Annotated in this window: 22 protein-coding genes and 2 tRNA genes; 11 read left to right on the top strand and 13 right to left on the bottom strand. The window is 26.7% G+C overall.

Translation table 4 applies throughout. The annotated features are described in order from the left end of the window. Window positions 1-3: 3 nt before the first annotated feature. The 3 genes from JN03_RS00765 to JN03_RS08525 are packed head-to-tail and all read right to left on the bottom strand — an operon-like array spanning window position 4 to window position 3,065. On the bottom strand, window positions 4-375 hold the full coding sequence (locus tag JN03_RS00765; protein ID WP_134076471.1) for a DUF4143 domain-containing protein: 372 nt from the start codon (window positions 373-375) through the stop codon (window positions 4-6). Window positions 376-395: 20 nt separating this feature from the next. Beyond that, a complete protein-coding gene (thiI, locus tag JN03_RS00760; RefSeq protein ID WP_134076470.1) occupies window positions 396-1,553 on the bottom strand; it encodes a tRNA uracil 4-sulfurtransferase ThiI in 1,158 nt (385 codons plus the stop codon). 12 nt (window positions 1,554-1,565) lie between these two features. Further along, window positions 1,566-3,065, bottom strand: a complete 1,500-nt coding sequence (locus JN03_RS08525; RefSeq protein ID WP_134076469.1) for a hypothetical protein — start codon at window positions 3,063-3,065, stop codon at window positions 1,566-1,568. 262 nt (window positions 3,066-3,327) lie between these two features. Between JN03_RS08525 and rpmG the strand changes: the two genes are divergently transcribed. The 7 genes from rpmG (at window position 3,328) to ligA (ending at window position 9,267) form a co-directional block, all read left to right on the top strand. Beyond that, the gene (gene rpmG / locus JN03_RS00750; RefSeq protein ID WP_134076468.1) at window positions 3,328-3,474 is read left to right on the top strand and encodes a 50S ribosomal protein L33; all 147 of its coding nucleotides are present in this window, start codon (window positions 3,328-3,330) and stop codon (window positions 3,472-3,474) included. Beyond that, a complete protein-coding gene (gene secE, locus JN03_RS08520) occupies window positions 3,474-3,701 on the top strand; it encodes a preprotein translocase subunit SecE (RefSeq protein ID WP_235187855.1) in 228 nt (75 codons plus the stop codon). Before rpmG ends, secE begins: the two co-directional genes overlap by 1 nt. Window positions 3,702-3,710: 9 nt before the next feature. After that, window positions 3,711-4,295 carry a transcription termination/antitermination protein NusG gene (gene nusG / locus JN03_RS08515; RefSeq protein ID WP_036443817.1) on the top strand — a complete coding sequence of 195 codons (585 nt, stop codon included), beginning with the start codon at window positions 3,711-3,713 and terminating at the stop codon, window positions 4,293-4,295. A 161-nt stretch (window positions 4,296-4,456) separates the two neighbouring features. Next, window positions 4,457-5,260: an energy-coupling factor transporter ATPase gene (locus JN03_RS00735; RefSeq protein WP_036443815.1), complete on the top strand. Its 804-nt coding sequence runs from the start codon at window positions 4,457-4,459 to the stop codon at window positions 5,258-5,260. Continuing rightward, window positions 5,245-6,303 (top strand): ATP-binding cassette domain-containing protein, encoded by a 1,059-nt coding sequence (locus JN03_RS08510; protein ID WP_036441987.1) that lies wholly within the window; start codon window positions 5,245-5,247, stop codon window positions 6,301-6,303. Before JN03_RS00735 ends, JN03_RS08510 begins: the two co-directional genes overlap by 16 nt. Before the next feature lie 6 nt (window positions 6,304-6,309). Continuing rightward, on the top strand, window positions 6,310-7,254 hold the full coding sequence (locus JN03_RS08505) for an energy-coupling factor transporter transmembrane component T family protein (protein WP_134076467.1): 945 nt from the start codon (window positions 6,310-6,312) through the stop codon (window positions 7,252-7,254). Window positions 7,255-7,263: 9 nt separating this feature from the next. Continuing rightward, window positions 7,264-9,267: an NAD-dependent DNA ligase LigA gene (gene ligA, locus JN03_RS00720; protein ID WP_134076466.1), complete on the top strand. Its 2,004-nt coding sequence runs from the start codon at window positions 7,264-7,266 to the stop codon at window positions 9,265-9,267. Here ligA and JN03_RS08500 read toward each other — a convergent pair. Both JN03_RS08500 and JN03_RS00710 read right to left on the bottom strand, forming a co-directional pair. Next, window positions 9,203-10,591, bottom strand: coding sequence for an MAG0480 family ComEC-like protein (locus JN03_RS08500; protein WP_134076465.1), 1,389 nt, complete (start codon window positions 10,589-10,591; stop codon window positions 9,203-9,205). The genes ligA and JN03_RS08500 overlap by 65 nt on opposite strands. After that, window positions 10,516-11,034: an MAG0490 family ComEA-like DNA-binding protein gene (locus JN03_RS00710; protein WP_134076464.1), complete on the bottom strand. Its 519-nt coding sequence runs from the start codon at window positions 11,032-11,034 to the stop codon at window positions 10,516-10,518. Before JN03_RS00710 ends, JN03_RS08500 begins: the two co-directional genes overlap by 76 nt. 139 nt (window positions 11,035-11,173) lie before the next feature. On the opposite strand from JN03_RS00710, the gene JN03_RS00705 reads away from it, so the two are divergent. Both JN03_RS00705 and JN03_RS00700 read left to right on the top strand, forming a co-directional pair. Then, the gene (locus JN03_RS00705; protein ID WP_051599435.1) at window positions 11,174-11,377 is read left to right on the top strand and encodes a hypothetical protein; all 204 of its coding nucleotides are present in this window, start codon (window positions 11,174-11,176) and stop codon (window positions 11,375-11,377) included. Window positions 11,378-11,485: 108 nt separating this feature from the next. After that, a complete protein-coding gene (locus JN03_RS00700; protein ID WP_051599145.1) occupies window positions 11,486-11,785 on the top strand; it encodes a hypothetical protein in 300 nt (99 codons plus the stop codon). A gap of 69 nt (window positions 11,786-11,854) precedes the next feature. Here the strand turns inward: JN03_RS00700 and JN03_RS08495 are convergent, their stop codons facing one another. Both JN03_RS08495 and JN03_RS08490 read right to left on the bottom strand, forming a co-directional pair. Further along, a complete protein-coding gene (locus JN03_RS08495; protein ID WP_422385921.1) occupies window positions 11,855-12,679 on the bottom strand; it encodes an Eco57I restriction-modification methylase domain-containing protein in 825 nt (274 codons plus the stop codon). 17 nt (window positions 12,680-12,696) lie between these two features. Further along, window positions 12,697-12,888, bottom strand: coding sequence for an N-6 DNA methylase (locus tag JN03_RS08490; protein WP_119863624.1), 192 nt, complete (start codon window positions 12,886-12,888; stop codon window positions 12,697-12,699). A gap of 120 nt (window positions 12,889-13,008) precedes the next feature. On the opposite strand from JN03_RS08490, the gene JN03_RS00685 reads away from it, so the two are divergent. Beyond that, window positions 13,009-13,084, top strand: a tRNA-Lys gene (locus tag JN03_RS00685). Window positions 13,085-13,119: 35 nt separating this feature from the next. Here the strand turns inward: JN03_RS00685 and JN03_RS08485 are convergent. The 5 genes from JN03_RS08485 to rpoE all read right to left on the bottom strand — a co-directional run bounded on the left by JN03_RS08485 (window position 13,120) and on the right by rpoE (window position 17,750). Continuing rightward, window positions 13,120-15,267: an ATP-dependent Clp protease ATP-binding subunit gene (locus JN03_RS08485; RefSeq protein WP_051599436.1), complete on the bottom strand. Its 2,148-nt coding sequence runs from the start codon at window positions 15,265-15,267 to the stop codon at window positions 13,120-13,122. A gap of 180 nt (window positions 15,268-15,447) precedes the next feature. After that, window positions 15,448-15,540 (bottom strand) — tRNA-Ser (locus JN03_RS00675). Window positions 15,541-15,572: 32 nt separating this feature from the next. Further along, complete coding sequence (locus JN03_RS08480) at window positions 15,573-16,562, bottom strand: thermonuclease family protein (RefSeq protein ID WP_036457648.1); 990 nt, start codon at window positions 16,560-16,562, stop codon at window positions 15,573-15,575. Then, entirely contained in the window at window positions 16,534-17,421 is an 888-nt protein-coding gene (gene fba / locus JN03_RS00665) for a class II fructose-1,6-bisphosphate aldolase (protein ID WP_036457651.1), read from the bottom strand. Before fba ends, JN03_RS08480 begins: the two co-directional genes overlap by 29 nt. 59 nt (window positions 17,422-17,480) lie before the next feature. Next, window positions 17,481-17,750, bottom strand: coding sequence for a DNA-directed RNA polymerase subunit delta (gene rpoE, locus JN03_RS00660; protein WP_036441968.1), 270 nt, complete (start codon window positions 17,748-17,750; stop codon window positions 17,481-17,483). 600 nt (window positions 17,751-18,350) lie between these two features. Here rpoE and arcA point away from each other — a divergent pair. Continuing rightward, complete coding sequence (arcA, locus tag JN03_RS08475) at window positions 18,351-19,583, top strand: arginine deiminase (RefSeq protein WP_036441965.1); 1,233 nt, start codon at window positions 18,351-18,353, stop codon at window positions 19,581-19,583. A gap of 495 nt (window positions 19,584-20,078) precedes the next feature. On the opposite strand, the gene gyrA is transcribed toward arcA, so the two are convergent. Continuing rightward, window positions 20,079-22,829 carry a DNA gyrase subunit A gene (gyrA, locus tag JN03_RS08470; protein ID WP_036443803.1) on the bottom strand — a complete coding sequence of 917 codons (2,751 nt, stop codon included), beginning with the start codon at window positions 22,827-22,829 and terminating at the stop codon, window positions 20,079-20,081. Window positions 22,830-22,968 lie beyond the last annotated feature (139 nt).

The raw sequence follows: 22,968 nt of genomic DNA, 5'->3' as shown, positions 1-22,968 counted from the left end.
AATTTATAGGGTATTAATATATTTTTTACCTTTTATATTAAAACGAATTGCTCTTTTGATTAAAAAAGAATCTTCTAGAATATTTAAATAATTGTCAATTGTATTTTTTGATATTTCTACATTTAAAATTGATTTGAATGCATTATTTAGTTTTACAGGATTTGTTAATGAACCTATATTTGAAGCGATAAAATCTAAAATAGAAGTTAAATTATTATTATTTTTTAGTTTATATCTTTCTTTGATATCTTTTAAATATATTTCATTGTATAAATTATTTAAATAATTTATTTTAAATATAGATCTCTTTTTATTTCCATTTTTATTTTTTATATTGACTTTTTTGCTAGTTTTTACTAAAAAAGTCAATTTCAAAGCATAAAAATATGTTAATTTTATTTTTTTAATTTAGATTCAAACTTGAAAATTTCCATTTTTTCAATAACTTGGTTTTCAAGTTCTACAAGTTGAGGTAATTCTTTTTCAAGTTTTTCAACTTCAAAAAGATGAGGTTTTGTAATTGGATTTCTTGGAGCAAACAACTCACAAGTTTCGCATGCTTTTTCTATTGAAATATTATAAGTTCCAATTTTTTGTGAGATATCAATTATATCTATTTTGTCAAATGAAATAAGTGGTCTTAGTATAGGCAAATTTATACCTGATGAAATTACATTAATAGATTCAAGCGTTTGTGAAGCAACTTGTCCTAAACTTTCACCATTTGATAGTGCTAAAAATTTATTTTTTTGAGCTATTTTTTCTGCAATTCTATAGAAACTTCTACGCATCAAAATTATTTTATATTTTTGATTGCTAGTTAAACTTAGTAAATTCATTATATCAGTAAAATTAATTTGATATAAAGTGGCTGATGTTTGATAATCAACTAATTTTTCGATTAGTTCTTTAGTTTTATTAGTTGTTTTTTCGTCGGTGTGTGGCGGGGTTATGAAATTTAAAAAGAATACTTTTAATCCTCTTTTTTGGAGTAAATGTGCTGCAACAGGCGAATCAATTCCACCACTCATCATATGTAAAACTTTTCCGGCCGATCCACAAGGCATACCGCCTAAAGCTTTTATTTTGTCGAAAAATATATAAGTAGCATTCTTGCGAACTTCAATATTAATTTTGATTTCAGGATTATTTAAATCTACTTTTGCATTAGGCAAAAGTTTGCTAACAAAATTACCAAAATATTGGTTTAATTCCATACTATTTAGTTGAAAAGTTTTGAGATTACGTCTCGAAAATATTCCAAAAGTTTTTATATTGCTTTTTGTATTAATATAATTTTGAATCTGAGTTTCAATATCTTTTAATTCATTAGTAGTTTGGATTACAAGCGAATAAGAAAAAATGCCAAAAATGTGTTGCAAAATTTTTATGTTATGTTCATTATATTCAATAAAAGCACGATCATATTCGATTGAGATTTCTTTTTTATCAATAAAATACAAAAGATTTTCTTTTAGTTTTTTAATAAAATCTTTTTTATTATCACCTTTCAAAGTGAGTTCGCCATAGCGAATTAAAATTTTGTCAAACATTTTTCTCCAGTTTTAATTTAAATGATTTTGCAAGAAATCATATATTGTTTCAATTGCTTCTTCATATTTATTTAAATTATTTAATTTGCTTAATTGTTCATATAATTTTTTCATTGTTTCATCTGATGATACATAAGGCGCAATTTTTTGAACAATTATTTTTGTAACCTTGGCACATTCTATTTTTAAATTGATTTTTGAACTATGTTCAAAAACTCTTTTGCTATAGATATCAACATCTTCTATTAAGAAAACATTTTCATAATTTTCATTTTCAAATTTTTGTTTTAACTTATTATCAAGCATCAAAAGTAAAGCAAATTCTTGATTTTCTTCCTCATTTAATATAACCTTGAATTTATCACAAGCATTTATTAACATAAAAAGGTGATGACTAAAACTTTGAAATCTTAAAGAATAAACATTTCTTTCATTTCTATAAAATTGAATATTATTAAAAATTTCAATTTGGGATTTTTTTAATTCATTGTATTCAATTAGTTTATTCTTTAAATCATTCAATGTTTTTATATAGTCTTCTTTTTTGATTGCTTCATCGTAAATATTTTTAATTCCTACTATACTTTTGATTATATATTCATTTATAGCTTCATTGTTAGCAATATATTCATTTACAACATTAGTTGGAATTTTTGAATATAAGCTATTAATTTCTTTATTATTTTCTTCCTGATTAACCTTAAATTCATCAATATCTATAATAACATGTGGCATAGATTGTTTTAGAAAAACTTTAGCATGGTATTTAAATTTTCTTAAACTTTTCTTTTGATAAATTTGTTCAATGATATCAAAAAGCAAATTACTGTATCAGCTTTCATTATCAACAAAATTCAATAAAGCGAGTTCATCTTTTAAATAAATTAAAAGTTCATTATATTTTTTCTTAGCTTTTTCATATTCTTTATCTTTATCGTTGTCTTCAACCAAATAATTATTTTTAATTATCAAATTAGGAAGAGAGTTTTCAACAATATTACGATACATTTCACCATGAGATGCAACAAGAAGTTTTTCTCTGATTAGCTTGTTGTATTCTTGTAGTTTTGAAACATTGAAGCTAACTGATTTAGTTAAATAAATATCATTAAGAAAAAATTTCGAAACTTCTTTAATTGCAAGATTAAGAAGTTTTATTTTTTCAATAAAAAATATAGTTAGATTTTTATTTTGCCTAAAAATATAATCAATATTTTTTTGCACTTTTTGCAAAGTGTCAAAGTGCTCTAGAATAGTTTGGGGAATGATAATTTTTTCATTAATTAATGCATTTATTTTTGAATGAATTAGCTTACCATCACTCAAAATTTTATTCATATTTTTTTGCAGCCTTAAAATATTTACGACACATTTGGTTTCAAAGCCACTATGTTTTTCAATGTGTTTTGTTATTTTGAAATTACATTGCAAAAAAAGACTATCAAATGATTGTTTGCTTTTTTCAAAACTCATAATAAGTTCGTATATCTGTGTATCATTTTCATTAACCATTTTTCTATTGGTTTTTTCCAAAAAAGAGGCATATTGGTTTTCAAGTTTATTTATATAATCTTCGTATTTATTAAATATATCTTGATATTTTGTAATCTTCTTTAAAATTACTTTCGGTGCAAACTTTGAAAAAAGCAAAATTGTTAAAAAAGCAAATAAACTTATTAACAATATATTTATTGAAATAACAAAAAAAATCTTCGTAGACACCATTGCTAATTTAAATTATAATTAAATTAAAAAATTTTATATAATAATTAAAATGCATACGACCAAAAAAATATCATTAGCTTGTTCGACTTGTCAACACAAAAATTACACTATGAATAAAAGCAATGATAAGCGTTTAGAAATAAATAAATTCTGCAAATATTGCAATAGTAAAACATTACACAAAGAGGAAAAATAGTGGAAAATCAAGAAACAAAACAAAAAATTGCTAAACCAAAAAGCAATATTGATTCAACTACTAAAAATTTCATCAAAGAAATTAAAAGAATTAGATGACCAAAGAGTTCAAAGGTTTGGAAATGATTTGGTATTACAATTGCTTTTTTGGTTGTAATGGCTGTTTTTTGTTTTCTTGTAACATTAGGTTTTACTACTATTTGAAATGCTATTGGAATAAAATCTTAGGAGATAATTATGGAAACTGAATACAAATTTAAATGATATATGGTTTCAACTGTTTCAGGTAAAGAAGAGCAAGTTATTGAAGCTTTGAGAAATAAAATTGAAACTCAACATATGGAAGATTTAGTTAAAGAAATTAGAATCTTCAAAATGCCTCACCTTCCAAATAAAGAACTTGAAAATAAGACCAAAGGTTTAGAATACAAAGTTAAATACATCAATATGTATAAAGGTTATATCTTTTTGAATATGGTTATGACTGATGAAGCTTGATATTTGGTCAGAAATACTCAATATGTTACTGGGTTAATTGGTTCTTCCGGGAAAGGAGCAAAGCCTACTCCAATAAGCAAGAAAGATTTCCAATCAATGGTTGAAAAAGAAAAAATTCTTTTCAAAAAATTTGAGGAAGGTGACATCGAAACTGCTTTTAAAGAAGGTGTAATTGTAAAAATAATCGATGGACCTTTTAAGGATGAAATTGGTGAAATTATAAAAAACAATGATGCAACTCAAAGAGCATTTGTAAACATTGAAGAATTTGGTCGTAAAGTTCCTGTTGAATTTGATCACAAAGATCTAGAAATTTGTTCATAAGCACACATTTAGGTGTGTTTATTTTTTATTACACTAATTTTGCAAGCAAAAAATCAGTTTTATTAAAAACTGAATGCTATTTTATTTAGATAATTAACTAGAAAAATCTCATTAATTTAGTTTATTTTATTGACCTTAAATTCCTATATAATTTTATAATTATGATAGAAATCAAGAATTTATACTTTAAATATCCTGGTGCAGAAAAGTATGCATTGGATGATATAAATTTAGATATTGAAACTGGCAAATATATTGCTATTTTAGGTCATAATGGTTCTGGAAAATCTACATTTTCAAAATTGCTTTCAGCAATTTATAAAGCTTCAAGTGGCAAAATTATTGTTGATGGAGTTGAAATAAATCCTGAAAATATTTCAGAAATTAGAAGAATGATTGGTATAGTTTTTCAAAATCCTGATAACCAATTTATCGGTTCAACAGTTGAAGATGATATAGCATTTGGTCTGGAAAACAAGAAACTTGACTATCAAACAATGCGTAAAATTGTAGTTAAATATGCCACCGCTGTTGGTATGGAAAACTATTTAGAACGTGAACCTCAAAATTTATCAGGAGGTCAAAAACAACGTGTTGCTATTGCTTCAACTTTAGCATTAGATCCACAAGTTATAATTTTTGATGAAATAACTTCAATGCTTGACCCTCGTGGTAGAGTTGATATTTATAAAATCATTCATAATTTACATAAAAGCACTAATAAAACCTTGATTTCTATAACACACGATATGGATGAAGCATTACTTGCTGATATTTTAATTGTGTTTTCAGGTGGAAAAGTTATTGCAAAAGGAAGTCCAATTGAAATTCTTAACAACAAAGAAATTATTGAAATTGCAAAAATTGATTCACCTTTTATTTATAAACTATCAGAAAAAATCAAAGGTGTTAAACCTACTTATGATGAAGACACTTTAATTGAGGAACTATGCAAATTAAAGTAAACAATATTTCTAAAGAATATAACAAAGGACTTCCATCATATATTAAAGTTTTAGAAGATATATCACTTAGCATAAAAGAAGGTGAAAGAATTTCCATCATTGGACCTACTGGTAGTGGTAAAACTACTTTAATAGAAACTTTGAATGGACTTATTTTACCTGATACTGGTAACATCGATTTTATTGATGTACCACTTAAAAAGAAAATTAAATTAGGTTCTAAACCTAAACTTTCTAAGTTGGCTTCAACTGAAGAAATTGAAGAATATAATAAAAAACTTCAAGAATGAAATGATGAAAAAGTTAGACTTAAAGCTTTAAGTCGAAAAGATAGATTTGAAATTATCTATGCTAATATTCAAATTCATAAAACAAAACGTAAAATAAAAAATATGAAGGCAATCAGAAAACAAGTAGGTGTTGTTTTCCAATTTGCTGAATATCAACTATTTGAATCTACTATTGAAAAAGATATTATCTTTGGTCCTATTTCTATGGGAATAAAAAAAGAAGTAGCAAAAGAAAATGCTAAAAAATATATCAAAATAGTTGGCCTTACTGAAGAATATTTAAAACGTAGCCCATTCAATTTATCAGGTGGACAAAAAAGAAGAATAGCACTTGCTGGAATTCTAGCTATGGAACCAAAATTTCTAATTTTGGATGAACCTACAGCCGGACTTGATCCTAATGGTGTAGAAGAAATGCTTTCACTGTTCCATAAAATAAACCAAGAAACTAATACTACTATCATAATTGTTACCCACGATTTAGATAATGCACTTCGTTGAACTAATAGAACATTATTTGTTAAAGATGGAAAAATCATTTACGATGGAGATACTTATAATGTTTTAAATGATGAAAAATTCTTGAGGGAAAATAATTTAGTTCCAACCAAACTTCTATCATTTGTAAATAAACTAAAAGCCAAAGGTTTTGATTTAGGAAAAGTAAATTCACTTGATGAACTAGCGGATAAATTAAATAATATAATCTCTAAAAAACAAGATAAACCAAAAACAAACAACAGGAATAAATAAAATAAGATGAATAGAACAATAATAGGAAAATATGTCAATTTAGATACATTTGTACATAAATTGGATCCAAGACTTAAATTCTTGGGAAATATTTTGTTTATTGTTTTATTCTTTGTTATTGACCATTTTGTAACATTAAGTTTCTTTGTTCTTTTCATAATGATTGCTTATATGATTACAACTAAGTCATTTAAATCTTGTATTTTAAAATTCAAAATGCCATTTTGAATTGCCTTTTTTGTTCTTATAATTAATATGTTTACAATCAAAGGCGCTATTCAAAATGCTGATATCCCTTATATTCCAATATCAGGCGATAAAAATATAGATAGTTATATAGTTCATCGTGGGCAAACTATAATTAATGATATTTACTGAGCACCATTTGGTGTGGATAAAACATTCCAACTTACAAAATTTTCATTAATAAGAACTGCTTCGATTTTCTTTAGAATCTATGGTGTTATTCTTACAACTACTATATTAACAGTTTCTACAAAACCTGTACTTTTAACCAAAGCCATTGATGACATTTTATCACCACTGCGTTTAATAAAAATTCCAACCCAAATAATTACAATGATAATTTCTATAGCTCTACGTTTTATCCCTACTTTACTTGATGAAGCTAATAGAATTATGAAGGCACAAGCTAGTCGTGGAATTGACTTCAAGCATGGTAATTTGAAAGATAAAGCAAAAGCATTTTTAGTTTTAATAATTCCACTTTTTGTGGCTTCATTTGCTAAAGCAAATGATTTATCAGATGCTATGACTTCGCGTGGTTATGAACCTTATGCTAAAAGAACACAATATAGACAATTAATTATTAGTTGAAGAGACTTTCTTGCAATTTCATTAATGATGATATTTACAGCTTTTATCATTATTTGTCAAATTGAAACAATACCTCTTCCTTTATGATGAATAAACTCATTCCAAAGAATTTAGTAGGTAATTATGGAAGATAAAAAGAATGAAATAAGAAAACAAGTTTTTGAATTAAGAAAAAAAATCGAAGAATGAGATAATGCTTATTACAATCTAGATGCCCCTACTATATCAGATGAAATATATGACAAAGAAATAATCAAATTACAAAAACTTGAAAATGAATATTCTGCTTTTTTTTCATATGAAGAATTAAAATCTTCTCCAACCCAAAAAATAAATGCTAAGTCTTTAAATATTTTTGAAAAAGTAACACATGCAGCCCCAATGCTTTCGCTTAATAAAGCATATTCAATTGAAGAAATTATCAAATTTATTGATAATGTAAAAAAAATAACTTCCGATTTTAGTTTCTTTATCGAACCCAAAATTGATGGGCTTTCTATTTCGCTAAAATACATTAATGGCAAATTAGTGCAAGCTGTTACTCGTGGTGATGGTATAACTGGAGAAGACGTTACACAAAATGTTTTGCAAATTGAAGGTGTACCAAAAGAAATAGATTATAAAAAAGAGCTAGAAGTTCGTGGCGAAGTTTTTTTATCTATTTCTAATTTCAATATTCTAAACAAAATCCTAGAATCTAATTCTGAACCTTTACTTGCTAATCCACGTAATGCAGCTGCCGGAACTTTACGTCAATTAAATCCTGAAATAGTTAAACAAAGAAAATTATCTGCCTTTCTTTATTACATAATTGATGCTGAAAAACACAACATCAATAGTATGCAAGAATCATTTGAATTTTTAAAAAAGATGAATTTTAATATAACAACTATTTCTAAAGTTGTTAAAAATATTGAAGAAATTGAACAATATATTGCTGAATTTAAAGCCAAAAAAGAATTATTAGACTATGAAGTAGATGGAATAGTAATCAAAGTTAATGAACTTAACTTATATCCACTTTTGGGTCAAACTCAAAAATTTCCCCATTCAGCCATTGCCTTTAAATACTCTCCTAATATCGAAAGTACAAAAATTGAAGATATTTTTATAACTATAGGTCGTACAGGACTTGTTACATATAACGCAAAATTAACTCCTGTAAAACTATCTGGTTCATTAATCACCTATGCAACTTTAAATAATTTTAACTATGTTAAAGAATTGAACTTGAATATTGGTGATGAAGTTTATATTAAAAAAGCTGGTGAAATAATTCCTTGTGTAATTAGTTTGGTTAATCCAAAAATTAAATTAGATCATATAAAAAGATTCACAAAATGCCCTTACTGTGGTTCTACTCTAAAAGAAAGTGATACTAATTTAGAAGAATATTGTTTAAATCAATCATGTCCCGAAATTATTAAACGTAAGTTAATTCATTTTGCATCTTTGAAATGTTTAAACTTTTTTTCAATGGGCGAAAGAGTAATCGAAAGACTTATTGAAAAAAAACTTCTATCGTCACCCATTGATTTCTTTTTCTTAAAAGATAAAATCAATGAAATGGTTGCAATGGATAAAATGGGCAAAACTTCAGTTATGAAAATTTTAGATTCAATAGAACAATCCAAATCACTTCCACTTGATAGAATGATATCAGCTCTTTCTATAAAGCACATTGGTGAAAAGATTTCTAAATTCATAGCTTCTAAAATTTTAAAACTAGAAAACTTATTGACCTATGATTATAAATCGCTTATTTTATATAATGAAATCGGCGAAAAAATTATTGAATCAATTATTGAATGAACTAAAACCCCTGAAAATATCAAGTTAGTTAATTCACTTCTAGAGCTAAATATTAATAATCAGCACAAAGATGACATAAAAAGTAGAATCTTTGAAAATATGAATTTTGTAATTACAGGAACTTTATCTCAACCTAGAAGTTATTATGAAAATTTAATTAAAATAAATAATGGAAATATTCAAAATTCAGTTTCTAATAAAACAACCTATGTAATTTACGGTGAAAATCCTGGAAGTAAATTGAAAAAAGCTACTGAACTTGGCATAAAGATGCTAACTGAAAAGGATTTCTTTGATAAATTTGATATCTCTTAATTTTCTTAGATAATTCAAAGGTTACCACGAAAACTAAATAAAGCACAATTACTAAATCACTGAGATCCGCAGTGATTTTTATTAACACGTTAAAACTATTTAATAGTTTTAAGAATTCTAATAGAAACACAAAATACTGTCTTATCACTTCACCACTTCAAAACATAGTTATTCCTAAAAAATATGAAATATAAAATATTGGTGTGAATATAAGTTGATATAAAAAACCAAATGCTGATATTTCTTTGCTAATAGTTAATGAAATTAAAAACGAAGATGCATAAATTGAAAATAAAATGATGAGCGATTTTCAAAAAAAATGAATTTTCTTTTTGCTGATAAGATCATTAACTAATAGAACACATAATGTAATAGTAAATGAAAATATAAATGAGTAATTAAAAAGTAGTAGTGGATTAAACATTAAAAAGATATAAGCAATAAAGATTAAAATAGAATGTGATTGAAATTTTTTGTTGAAAAATCTTTCATTTACTATAACTAGAAAAATATAGAAGAAACTTCTTGCAGCTGATATTTGAAATTTTAGAATCATAAGATACACAAAAAGTAGTGACAATGTAATTGCTTCGCTTATATTTTTGGTAAATTTTATTTTTTTAAACATAAAGTTTAAGATGAAAAATAAAATTGAAAAATGAAATCCACTAATAACAAAAAAGTGTGAAATATTCAATTGATTTAGAAGCTCATTAACTTCTTTTGATTCTGGTATTTTTTTAGAAAATAAAATTAGATTCAAAAATATATTAGAAGGAAAAGGCCTTGTATGAAAATAATTTGTGTTTTCATTATTCGAAATAAATTTAATAAATGGCTTATGAATTTCTAGAAAAACATTAACTGATTTATTAAAACTAGTAATTTTTTCTATCATTGAAATTTTTCCAGAAACATAAATAATATTCCCTACTTTATAATGATGTTTAAACATTTTTATCAAAACATTAATACTGTTATATTTAATTATAAAGCTATGAGAATAAACTTTTACTATTTCAAAATCACCGCCAATTTTCAAATTCTGATGACCAGCTAAGATTCAAAATGTTATATTTCAAGATAAAAATAAAATAGTAAATAAACTAATTCCAAGCAAAATAACTTTGTAATTAAAGATATTTAATAATAGAATTATTAAAAAAGTAATTGAAAATATTACAGTAGTTTCTCTAATAACTATCAAAAATAAAGATAAAGCTAACAAAAATATTGATAATAATGAGTTTATAATTGGATTTTTTCTTTGAGAATTTGCATAGTTTTTACACCAATTCCAGAAACTTTTTCAATGTCTTCCCATCTTATATTTCAATTCCTAGTTTTTATCAAATTAAATAATTTTGTAGCTATAGATTTTTTTATTCCAATATTTATTAAATCATCAACTTTCTTAATATCTTTTAGTTTCATTTTGGCCTTACTGCTAAATGGAATGAAGATAGTTAAATCCTTTTCTAAAATTAAATTATTATCAATTTTAGTTATATCAGCATTAGGTTTTAATTTAATTCTTGGCAGCAAATTAAAAAATTTACTGCCATGTTCTACTATATATTCACCTGGATAAAATACCGCCCCTTTTATTTTTATAGTAACAACTTTTTTATGTTGGTTATTTTTATCTTCTTTATTTATTTTCTTTTTTCTAACCAATTTATTAATTCCAATAGAAGAAAGTAGAAGACAAGAAGAAACTAAAAAGGTAAGACCAATAAAAAATAATTTCTTATGTTTTGTCTTCATCCTTCCCTCCTATTATAAGGATAATATGAATTCAAAAATAGCGGAAATATTTGAGAAACATTTGAGAAAGCTAGGTAATTTAAAATGTAGGTTTCATAAATTTCTCTTCAAAATTAAATAATTATTTATAATGCTTTTTATGAACGATGAAAAAATATTAAATTTTATTGTCGATTTATTAAAAAAGCAAAATTTTTCTTTAAACAACAAAAATAAAGATGGAAGAATAAATTCTGCAAATTCAGAATCTATCATTATTAAACAAATAGCTGATAACGATGAGTTCAAACAGTTTTTAACAAAAAATAATTTAATCGCAAAAATTCCCAATATTAGAGAATAATATGATTTTCTAATATTTAATGAAGATAATACATTTTTTTGTCCTATCAACTTAAAAATTTCAAATTTGAATTTAAATAGTTCTGATAATTTAAATTGTAAGATAGGAATGTATTTTTGTTTAACTGGTAAAATCCCTGCTTTTTCAAATGAAATAAATTGGTCAAATTTTTTAATAAAACTTTATTCAAATATGGAAGATAATAATAGAGATTATTATTTTTTAGTGATTAATAAAGAAAATAATAGAGATATTTTCTTCAATTCATTAAAAAAACTTTATGAACTAAATCCAAATGGTAATAATTTACCTTTTCAATGTGTGTGAAATAAAAATAGAGAAAAGGTAAATAGAACTTATGAAGAATCTAAAAAACTTCATTATGAAAAATTTTTACAAAAGTGCTAAAAAAAGAGCTAAATTATTTTTTGATTTTGAAGAATACAAAAACAAAAAAATAGAACCAAAAAAATGTATTTAATTTAAAATACATTCAATAATTGATTGTGAAAAATGGAAACGACCATCATTTTTTATTCCAGCATTAGTCCAATCATAATTATTTAATTTATTCACTAATTCTAATGTTTCTTCTTTACTTCCAAAAGTAAAAATACATATAACTGAAGCATCATAATTAATAAATTCATTTTTTTGTAGTTTTTTTAAAATATAAAAAGGTTTATTATTTCTGGTTTTTGCATTTACAAAAATTTGAAATGAAAAATTTAATGGATATTTAGGGACTGATCTATTTCATTTTAATGGTTCATATTTTATAAATTTTGTTTTATTTGTTCTTTCTGTTTCAGAAAAAACAAATTCAACATCGCCATTTTCTAACAAAGAGTTAAAACCTGAAGCTCCTCCAACTTTAACTTCTGTTTTTCCATTTCAATTAATTTTTTCACCAAATATAATTTTTCCATTATTAAAGAAATAATTTAATTTGTCTTTATGATTTTTTGTTTTTATTATTTTTATGATAGCAGTTGGAACAGATGCATTTTCTCAAATATTTTCAGTTATTAATTCTCAATAAGTGATTGAAAAATTATTATATATTTCTTCATTAATTTTTTTATTACTTGTATTAGTTAAAATAGAATTTGGAACAATAAAAATAAGCTCCCCGTTTTCATTTAAATCATGTATTGCTTTTTCAAAGAAAAACATATATAAATTAGGTTTATGAAAAAGTAAATTGCTTTGAGGTTTATTTTGTATATCTTTAAAGCTAACATAAGGTGGGTTACCTATAATAACATCAGCTTTAAAAGCTGTATTAAAATAAGAATCTATAATAGCATTTTTATGAGCTATTTTTTTATCAATTTCAATTGCTTTAACATTTTTTTATCATATTTTTTTATGAGTTCAAAATAAAAATTGCCTGTTCCAGATGAAGGTTCTAAAATTAAATTAGGGTTTTTAATACTGATTAAATTTATCATTTTTTCTACAATAAATTGAGGGGTAAAAACTTGTCCCAATAATTTTTTAGCTTCCATATTTTCCATAATTTAATATATAAAAAAGGTCAAAGAAAAACACGACATCTTCAAAATTTATTGAGTTTATTTTTCTCATTTTTTTAAATAAATAAACATTTAATTTATAATTAGTCATATGCACCCTTAGCTCAGCCGGCAGAGCAAGGGACTCTTAATCCCTGGGTCGTGGGTTCGATCCCCACAGGGTGTACCATATAAAAAATTAGCCCTCAATGAGCTAATTTTTTATTAATTTAAATCTTCTTGATTAGATACAATTTTTATCTTATCATTTTCAATGATAATGGGAACTTCTTTTCCTTCCTTGATCTTACCATTGATAATATCAAGTGCTAATATGTTTTCAATATTTTTTTGAATATATCTTTTTATAGGACGTGCACCGAATTTAGGATCATATGCTTTTTTAGCAATATATTTATAAACATCATCTGAAATTACAAGTTTAATGCCTTGATTTTTAAACAATCTTTTAGCAAGTTTATTAGCTTCAAGTTTTACAATTTGTTCAATTATAGGTTGAGATAACGAATTGAATTTGACTATTTCATCAATACGGTTTAAAAATTCAGGTTTTAAAACTTTTAGAAGCATATTATTAATTTCTTCTTGTTTATTACTTTCTTTTATGGCTTCATTAGCTCCTAAATTGCTAGTCATTATTATGATTGTATTTCTAAAATTGATGATTTTACCACGTGAATCAGTTATTTGACCATTGTCCATTATTTGAAGAAGTAGGTTTAGTACGTCAATATGAGCTTTTTCAATTTCATCAAATAGAACTATTGAATAAGGATTTTGTCTAACTTTTTCAGTTAATTGTCCACCCTTTTCATAACCGATATATCCCGGAGGTGAACCAATCAATCTACTAACTGAATGTTTTTCCATATATTCAGACATATCTATTCTTATGATTCTATTGTCATCATCAAATAAATTTTCAGCTAGTGCTTTTGCAAGTTCGGTTTTTCCAACACCAGTGGGCCCTAAGAAAAGGAAACTTCCAATTGGACGATTAGGGTCGTTGATATTAGCTTTTGATCTTTGAATAGATTCTGAAATAACTTTTATAGCTTCTTCTTGGCCTCTAACTCTTTTAGCTAATGCTTGAGGCAAATTAACCAGCTTATCTTTTTGGCTTTCTAAAAGCTTTGTAACAGGGATTTTTGTTCATTTACTTACTACATCAGCCACTTCTTCTTCATCAACAGTTTCTTTTACTAAGCGATTTTTCTTCTTTGAAATTTTAGTCTCATATTCTTTTAATTGACTTTGAAGCGAAGGGATTAAAACATACATAATTTTAGATGCTTCAACATAATTACCATCACCTTGTAAAATATTTAATTTATTTTTTGAAGCTTCAAGATTTTCTTTAATAGAAGAAATTTTTTGAATAATTTCTTTTTCTTCATTTCATGATTTTTTTAATGTTTCTTCATTTTGGCGTTGAAGTTTTAACTCTTTTTCTATTTCTTCAAGACGACTTTTATTTTTAGCATTTTCTTTATCATTTTTAATTCCCACTTTTTCAATTTCAAGTCGAGCAATTTGCTGTTGCACTTTTTCAAGTGGTTCAGGAATATAATTCATTTCAGTTTTAATATTTGATGCAGCTTCATCAATTAAATCAATAGCTTTGTCAGGTAAGAAACGATCAGAAATATAACGTGCTGATAAATTTGCTGCTGCTATTAAAGCTGCATCTTCAATTTTTACATCATGAAATGTTTCGTATCTTTCTTTGATTCCCCGCAAAATAGTTATTGTATCTTCAATCGAAGGTTCTAAGATTGTAACTTTTTGCATTCTACGTTCAAGAGCTGGATCTTTTTCAATTTTTTCACGGTATTCATCAAGTGTTGTAGCTCCAATTAAATGAAGTCTACCACGAGCCATCAATGGTTTTAAAATATTAGCAGCATCCATTGAACCTTCATTAGTGCTACCAGCTCCTACTATCATATGGATTTCATCGATAAATAAAATTATTTCACCATTAGATTCATCAATTTTTTTTAATAATTTTTTAATACGTTCTTCAAATTGCCCACGATACTGAGTTCCTGCAATAAGTGAAGTTAAATCAAGTTCCAAAAGTTCTTTGCCTTTTAAATTTTCTGGAACTTGATTTTCTACAATTTTTCTTGCAAGACCTTCCACAATTGCGGTTTTACCCACACCTGGTTCGCCTACTAACACAGGATTATTTTTTGTCTTACGACTCAAAATTCTGATTAGTGTTCTAATTTCTTCATCACGATTTATTACAGGTTCTAATTTATTAGCAATTGCTAAATTAGTTAAGTTTCTACAATATTCTTTAATAGGGTCTTTACTATCTTCATTAGGTGTAAAAGAAAAGTCCATTTTTCCTCCTCTGATATTATCAATAAAATAATATAATACTATTTTAGCACTTTAAAGCTTTGAGTGCTAAAAATATTTTAATAATTTTTTGAGAAGTGGATTTTTTTAATTCTGCTTTTTAGTATATTAAAAGTACATTATTTTTAATGTATTTCGATTCAGAAAAACAAAATAAAAAAATGGCGGGTAAGAGAAGATTTGAACTTCCGCGGGAACTTTCGCCCCCCTACAGTCTTAGCAGGACCGCCTCTTCGACCACTTGAGTACTTACCCGTACCAAAATTCAATTATATTATATAGTATTTTTAAGGAAAAATATTGGCAAATTCCTTAGGATCAGAATAAATTCCAAGTTTATTTGCTTGTGCTTTTTGAGACGCTTCTTCTAGTTGATTGTAAAATGAAGTGTTTGAAGTGTAATAAATGCTACTTGAATTTAGTGAAATATAATTTTTTCTAGCCTTACCTTCTAAAACTAATTTTTCGTTCAAACAATGAAATTTGTTGTGAATATCTTTGTAAAATACAATTGAAACTATACGACCATAGTGATCTGACATTTCACTATATTTATAATGCTTACCATTTTTAGTTTTTTGAGGAACTACATAAATTTCAGTGGCGCGATCTTCATAATTTTGATACTTAGCTTGAAATGATAAATAGGCATAAAACTCTGTGTAATGAGTTGCAAGCATGGCATACTTATATTGAATTCCTTCAGTAGGATGTCATTCACTTCCAATTTTTTTACGTTTTTCAGGAGTGTCTACTCCTGCAAAACGATAAGCTTCTTTATTGCTTGCTTCAAAAGTATCGCCATCACGAATATTGGTTACATTTATTTTTGAAGCTTCATTTATTTTTAAATCACTACTATTATTTATCGGGTAGGGAATATCATCATAAATAGTATTAGCTAAATTATTTTTAAAATAAATATTGCCTTCAGGAAGTACTGGTTCAGGTAAATTAAATGAGAAAGTTTGATTGTTGGTAACAATTTTGTAAGTTCCTTTAACCAAAATTGCAAAACTTATTCAAATTTTTGAATTTTCAGTGTCTTTTTGAACTCTAAAATTACCAATTCAATATTTATCTAAGTCTATACCATCATATCTAAAATCAGAGACTTTTAAATTATCATAATCAGCTTTTGAATTAATTAATACTAAATTTTTAACTTTTACAGTAGTTCAACAAGATTGAACTACAACAGTTAAAGGAATTGAAACTAATGAAATTGGAATTAATAAGGGCTTGAAACTAGTTTTTGTTCTTACTTGCCTTATCATAAGATCCAAATAATTTGATTTTTTCAATTATGACTTTTTTCATCTCGGCACATGAAAATTTATAGATTTTTCTAGGATCATAATTTTTATTTTCCATAAATTCATTAGTTTCAAAATATGCTTTTAATGCTTTAGCATTAGCAATTTGAAGTTCGGTGTTAATATTAATTTTTGCAATTCCATTAGCTATGGCTTTTTTAATTTGTGCTTCAGGTATTCCACTTCCACCATGAAGAACTAAAGGAAGTTTAACTTCTTCATTAATTTTTTTCAAAACTTCAAAGTTTATACCCTTTCAGTTTTGAGGGTAAGGTCCATGAATATTTCCAATTCCGATAGCAAGACATGAAATATCAAGTTGAGCCATTTTTTTAGCTTCTTTAGGATCGCTAATACTTCCTTCTGAACTAATCCCATCTTCTTCACCACCGATTTGACCGATTTCAACCTCAACTGATATATTCTTTTTGCTAGCTAATTCAATGATTTTTTGTGAATTCAAATAATTAACTTCAAATTTTTCGTTGCTGCCATCATACATAACTGAAGAAAAATTAGCATCAATTGCTTTTTTACAATCTTCAAATTTACCATGATCTAAATGTAGTGCTACTGGCACTGTGATATTTAAATCATCTATTAAACTAGTAACAAGGTGGAAAACTATATTGTATCCTCCCATGTATTTTATAGCAGAACTCGAAGCAGCTAAAATTACTGGACTTTTGCATTCTTCTGCACTTTCAAGAATGGTTTTTGCTCATTCTAAATTATTGATGTTGATGTGAGGAACTGCATATTTTTGTAAATATGCAGTGTGGAGAATTTTTTTTATATTTATTAAATTATTTTTAGCCATATATTTTAATTTTAAATTAAAGTTATAAAAAATCAATTAAAGTAATAAAAAAAGTAGGATTAAGATCCTACTTGTAAAGGTTTGTCCGGTCTAATTGATGTTCAAGTTTCATCATTATTTCTGAAAAATTTACTATCAATCGTTAGGAGCTTGTACAATTCTCCACGCTTTTTTTCAATGATTTGTTCAATAGTGTAATTTGCAGACAACTCTTCATTCCATGTTTCTAGTAAAACATTTTTAACACTATTAAAAAGCTCGTCGAAAGTGAGGGTTTTTCTTTCGAGCAATATTTGGTAAGCTATTTCTGTCATTGTTGCATATTTCATAATTATCTCCTTATAAGTATCAACATTAGGTATGATAAATAATGTTGATTATGTTCTTAATGACTTTTTTTGTGAACCTAAAAATAAAAAATGTAAAAAAATTATTATAGATATTGTGATATTGTGGTATTTGAATATAGAACGATTTTGTTGAATTGAATTAGTTGAAGCAATCTAAATTTTAAATCAATTAGGGAAAAAATAATGATGATTGATGAAGAAAGAAATTTTAAAAACCTAAATTGATTATGTAAGAATACTTATTAAATTTATAAGCCTACAATTCGAAGAATAAAATTGTATTAATAGAGGGTGATATGGCTTACTATTTAGCCTTGAAAATGAAGAATAAATAATCAAGGAACTAAAATTTCATATTATGCAAAAGGCTTATTACAAATCGTACATAATTTGAATTGTGCCTTGTTTGGAGTATAATTATTACTGTATAAATAGTAAAATCTCAAAAATAAATTTTAGTAAAATGATGTCCTTTGATAAATCAATAAGACTTTCTAATTTTACAACAAAATATTGTTTTTGAAAATAGTTAGTAAAGTTTATACAAATTATTTCGAATTTTTTTGAAAGGAAAAATTAATGTCTGTATTTAACAGCAAATTTAAAGGGATTCACGTATACTCAGAAATTGGTGATCTAGAATCAGTTTTGGTACATGAACCTGGGAAAGAAATCGATTACATCACACCTTCTAGACTTGACGAATTACTATTCTCAGCAATTTTGGAAAGTAATGATGCAAGAAAAGAACACAAGGAATTTGTAGAAATTCTAAAAAAAGAAGGAGTTAATGTAGTAGAACTAGTTGACTTAATTGCTGAAACTATTGACTTAGTAGATGCTAAGAAAAAAGAAGCTTTAATCGATGAATACATCGAAGATTCTGAGCCAGTAGTTGACGCTAAAGTTAAACCATTAGTTAAAAAACTACTTCTAGGTATCAAAGATACTAAAGAATTAGTAAAACTAATGATGGCTGGTATTACCAAATATGATCTAGAAATTGAATCTGAAAAAGAATTAATTATAGATCCAATGCCAAACCTATACTTTACTCGTGACCCATTTGCATCAGTAGGTAATGGTGTAACAATTCACTACATGCGTTACAAAGTAAGACAACGTGAAACATTATTTAGTAGGTTCGTGTTTAGAAATCACCCTAAACTAACTAGCACACCTTGATACTACGACCCCGCAATGAAATTATCAATTGAAGGTGGTGACGTATTTATTTATAATAATGACACATTGGTTGTTGGTGTTTCTGAAAGAACTGACCTTGACACCATTACATTACTTGCTAAAAACATTAAAGCAAACAAAGAATGTGAATTCAAACGTATAGTTGCAATCAACGTTCCTAAATGAACAAACTTGATGCACCTAGATACTTGATTAACAATGTTGGATAAGGATAAATTCTTATACTCACCTATTGCAAACGATATCTTCAAATTCTGAGATTATGACCTTGTAAATGGTGGTTCAGAACCTCAACCAAAAGATAACGGATTACCTCTAGAAAAACTATTAGAATCAATTATTGGTAAAAAACCAGTGTTAATTCCAATCGCAGGTTGCTGTGCATCTGATATTGAAATAGCACGTGAAACTCACTTCGATGGTACAAACTATCTAGCAATTAAACCAGGCGTTGTAATTGGATACGCACGTAATGAAAAAACTAACAAGGCTTTAGAAAAAGCTGGAATCAAAGTTCTTCCATTCAAAGGTAACCAATTATCACTTGGAATGGGTAACGCTCGTTGTATGTCAATGCCTCTTTCTCGTAAAGATGTTAAATGATAAAAAAATAGAGCATTTCTTTACATATTATATATAGAAAAAATAGTCAAAAATTTTCTTTCAATCCCATAAACAATCTATAATATATAGGCTTCTGCACAATAATCTAATCTATTTTCTTCATTCATTCTTGTATACATTATTAGTTCATTTTTAAAAAATTGTTGTTATATTGCATATCTGTTAAGTTTTGAAATGATTTTTATTTTCCTTAAATGTACAATAATGTCTCACTCTTACTCCTAGTTGTCTTTAGTTAGATTATTATAAATGCAATTTCCATACATTTGGATGTCAGGAGCAACCAGGGCTAATCTCCTGCCCTGGTTTTTTTATTTTGCTTTTTATGTGTGGTGTGTTACGTGTTAGTGATGACGTGACAGAAGAATTTTATAAATCAAGGAAAGAAAACAAAATAAAAATAAAAATGACTATTGGTTAGTCATTAATTATTAATAGTTTGTTGTAAATATATAAGTGGGAGAGAGTCTTTATAAATTATTCGTCTCCGTAATCATCTTCATCTTCTGAAAGGTCTAGTTCCATTTCACGGGTTACTTCAATGTATTCTTCTTTAGTTAACTCACGGTCATTTTGAGCTTCACTTTCATCATAAATCTTAGCAACACCAACAATTGAAGAGTTTCTACCTTTTAGATTAATTAGTTTAACACCTTTTGAATTTCTACCAACAATTGAAACATCTCTTAACGAAAATCTAATAGCAATTCCATCTTTTGACATTATGATTAAATCTTCAGTTCCATGTACCGTAGAAGCATAAACCAAATTTCCGGCTTTTTCACTATTTAAAGCAAGTACACCCCGTGAATTTCTTTTGGTTTTACGGTATGATTCAGCAAGTGTCATTTTACCAAATCCACGTGCACCAATACTAAAGATATACTTACCATTTTTAGAACTTGATACAGTAACAACTTCGTCTGTTTCATCTAATCTTATACCACCAACACCAGTAGCGGTTCTTCCCATTGATCTAACTTCACTAATGTTAAATCTATTAACTCTTGAATTAGATCCTGCGATAAAGATTTCATCATTGTCTTCACCAATTAATGCATCAATTAGTTCATCGCCTTCATTTAAAGAAAGTGCAAACTTACCGTTTTTATTAATTTTTTGATATTCAGCAATTTTAGTTTTCTTAATAATGCCTCGTTTTGAAACAGTTATTAAGTAATTATTATCATTGTATTCATTAATTGAAATTATTTTAATAATTTTTTCATTTTTATCAATAGCAGGAATTATGTTAATAATAGGAGTTCCTTTAGCTTGCTTAGTACCAATAGGAATTTCATGTCCACGAATACGATAAACTCTTGCTTGATTTGTGAAAATTAGAAGGTCGGTGTGAGTGTTAGTTACCAATATGTCACGAACATCATCATCTTGATAAGTTTTTACAGTAGATGATCCTACACCGCCTCTTTTTTGTTCACGGTATTCATTTAAGTCAATTCTTTTTACATAACTATTTGAACTAATGGTAATAACAATTTCTTTTTGAGGAATAAGATCTTCATTATCGATATTACCCATTTCATCTCAATTGATTTCACTACGTCTTTTGTCACCATAAGTATTTTTAATATCTTGAAGTTCTTTAATAATTAAATCGATAAGTAGACTGTGATTTGAAAGAATTGAACGGTATTCAACAATTCTAGCCTGAACTTGTTCAAGCTCTTCTTCCATTTTTTCAATAGCAAGTCCAGTTAAACGACCTAAACGCATATCAACAATAGCTTTTGCTTGAAGATCTGAAAGTCTGAATTCTTTCATCAATGCTTCTTGTGCGTCAGTATCGTTTTTAGATTTTTTGATGATTTCAATAACTTTATCAATGTTTTCTACACAAATCTTTAGACCTTCTAGGATATGAGCTCTAGCCAAATCTTTTTCTAAGTCAAAGTTTAATCTTCTAGTTACTACTTCAATTTGGTGAGCTAGATAAACTTCTAAGCATTGTTTTAAATTTAATAGTTTAGGTTCATTATTAACAAGTGAAATCATATTGAAACTAAAATTAGTTTGAAGTCTTGTTAATTTATAAAGTTGGTTTAATATAACTTCAGGAACGAAAGTTTTTTTAACATCAATGGTAATTCTAATACCATCTCTATTAGACTCATCTCTGAAATCTGCAATACCATCAATTCTTTTGTTCTTGATATGGTCTGCAATTTTTTCCATAATTTCAGTTTTCTTAACTTCATATGGGATTTCAGTGATTATAATCTTACTTTTACCATTACTAAATTCTTGAATATGTGCTCTAGCACGCATTGTAATAGAACCACGACCTGTTTTATAAGCTTCAATTAATCCAGCACGGTTGAATATAATGCCTCTAGTAGGAAAGTCAGGTGCAAGTACATATTCCATTAATTCATCGATTGTAATTTCAGGATTTTTAGCAAGTGCGCAAACTGCATCTATTACTTCACCTAAATTATGAGGAGGAATATTGGTTGCCATACCAACAGCAATACCACTAGTTCCTGAAATTAAAAGGTTAGGGAAACGTGCAGGAAGAACAACCGGTTCTTTTTCACTACCATCATAGTTATCAATAAAATCAACAGTATTCTTTTTTAAACCATCAACCATAGCAGTTGCAATTTTGCTCATTCTAGCTTCAGTGTACCGCATAGCAGCAGCTTCATCACCATCAACTGATCCAAAGTTACCATGACCATCAATAAGAGGATAACGCATTGAAAAGTCTTGGGCCATTCTAACCATAGCTTCATAAACAGATGAATCACCATGTGGGTGATACTTACCTAAAACTTCCCCGACAATTCTAGCTGATTTTTTGTGAGGGCTATTATGTAAAATACCAAGTTCACTCATAGCGTACAATATTCTTCTATGAACTGGTTTAAAACCATCACGAGCATCAGGTAATGCACGAGCTACTATAACACTCATAGCATATTCAATGAATGATGATTTCATAACTTTTGCAAGGTCTGCAGGTTTTAGACCATTTGTTTCAGTTTCTAAGATTTGACTTTTGACTTTATATCCTTCTTTGGCTTGTGGAATTTCTTCTTCTTCATCTTCATCAGGAAGGATAGATTTTGGTTCTTCAAAAACTTTCTTTATAGTGTCGTCAAAGTCATAGTATTTTTGGTCATCATCTTCTGGAGCTTGGTTATCTAATTTTTTTTCTTCGAGTTCTATTGATTTTTTTTCTTTTTCATCTTTTTTTGATGGCATATTAATTATCCCCTTGAAGTCTTAGTATAAGAATTTAATAAATAACATATTTATTAAATATAAATTATATCAAATTATTTCACCAAAAATACCAAGAAAAATGCCTATAAAAAAGTATATTTTTATGGTTTTGAAGTTT

It is taken from the genome of Metamycoplasma hyosynoviae (assembly GCF_004365165.1).
GTDB classification, from domain to species: domain Bacteria; phylum Bacillota_I; class Bacilli_A; order Mycoplasmatales; family Metamycoplasmataceae; genus Metamycoplasma; species Metamycoplasma hyosynoviae.
The sequence above is the reverse complement of the archived record's forward strand: the minus strand, read 5'-3'. Positions and strand labels throughout refer to the sequence as shown.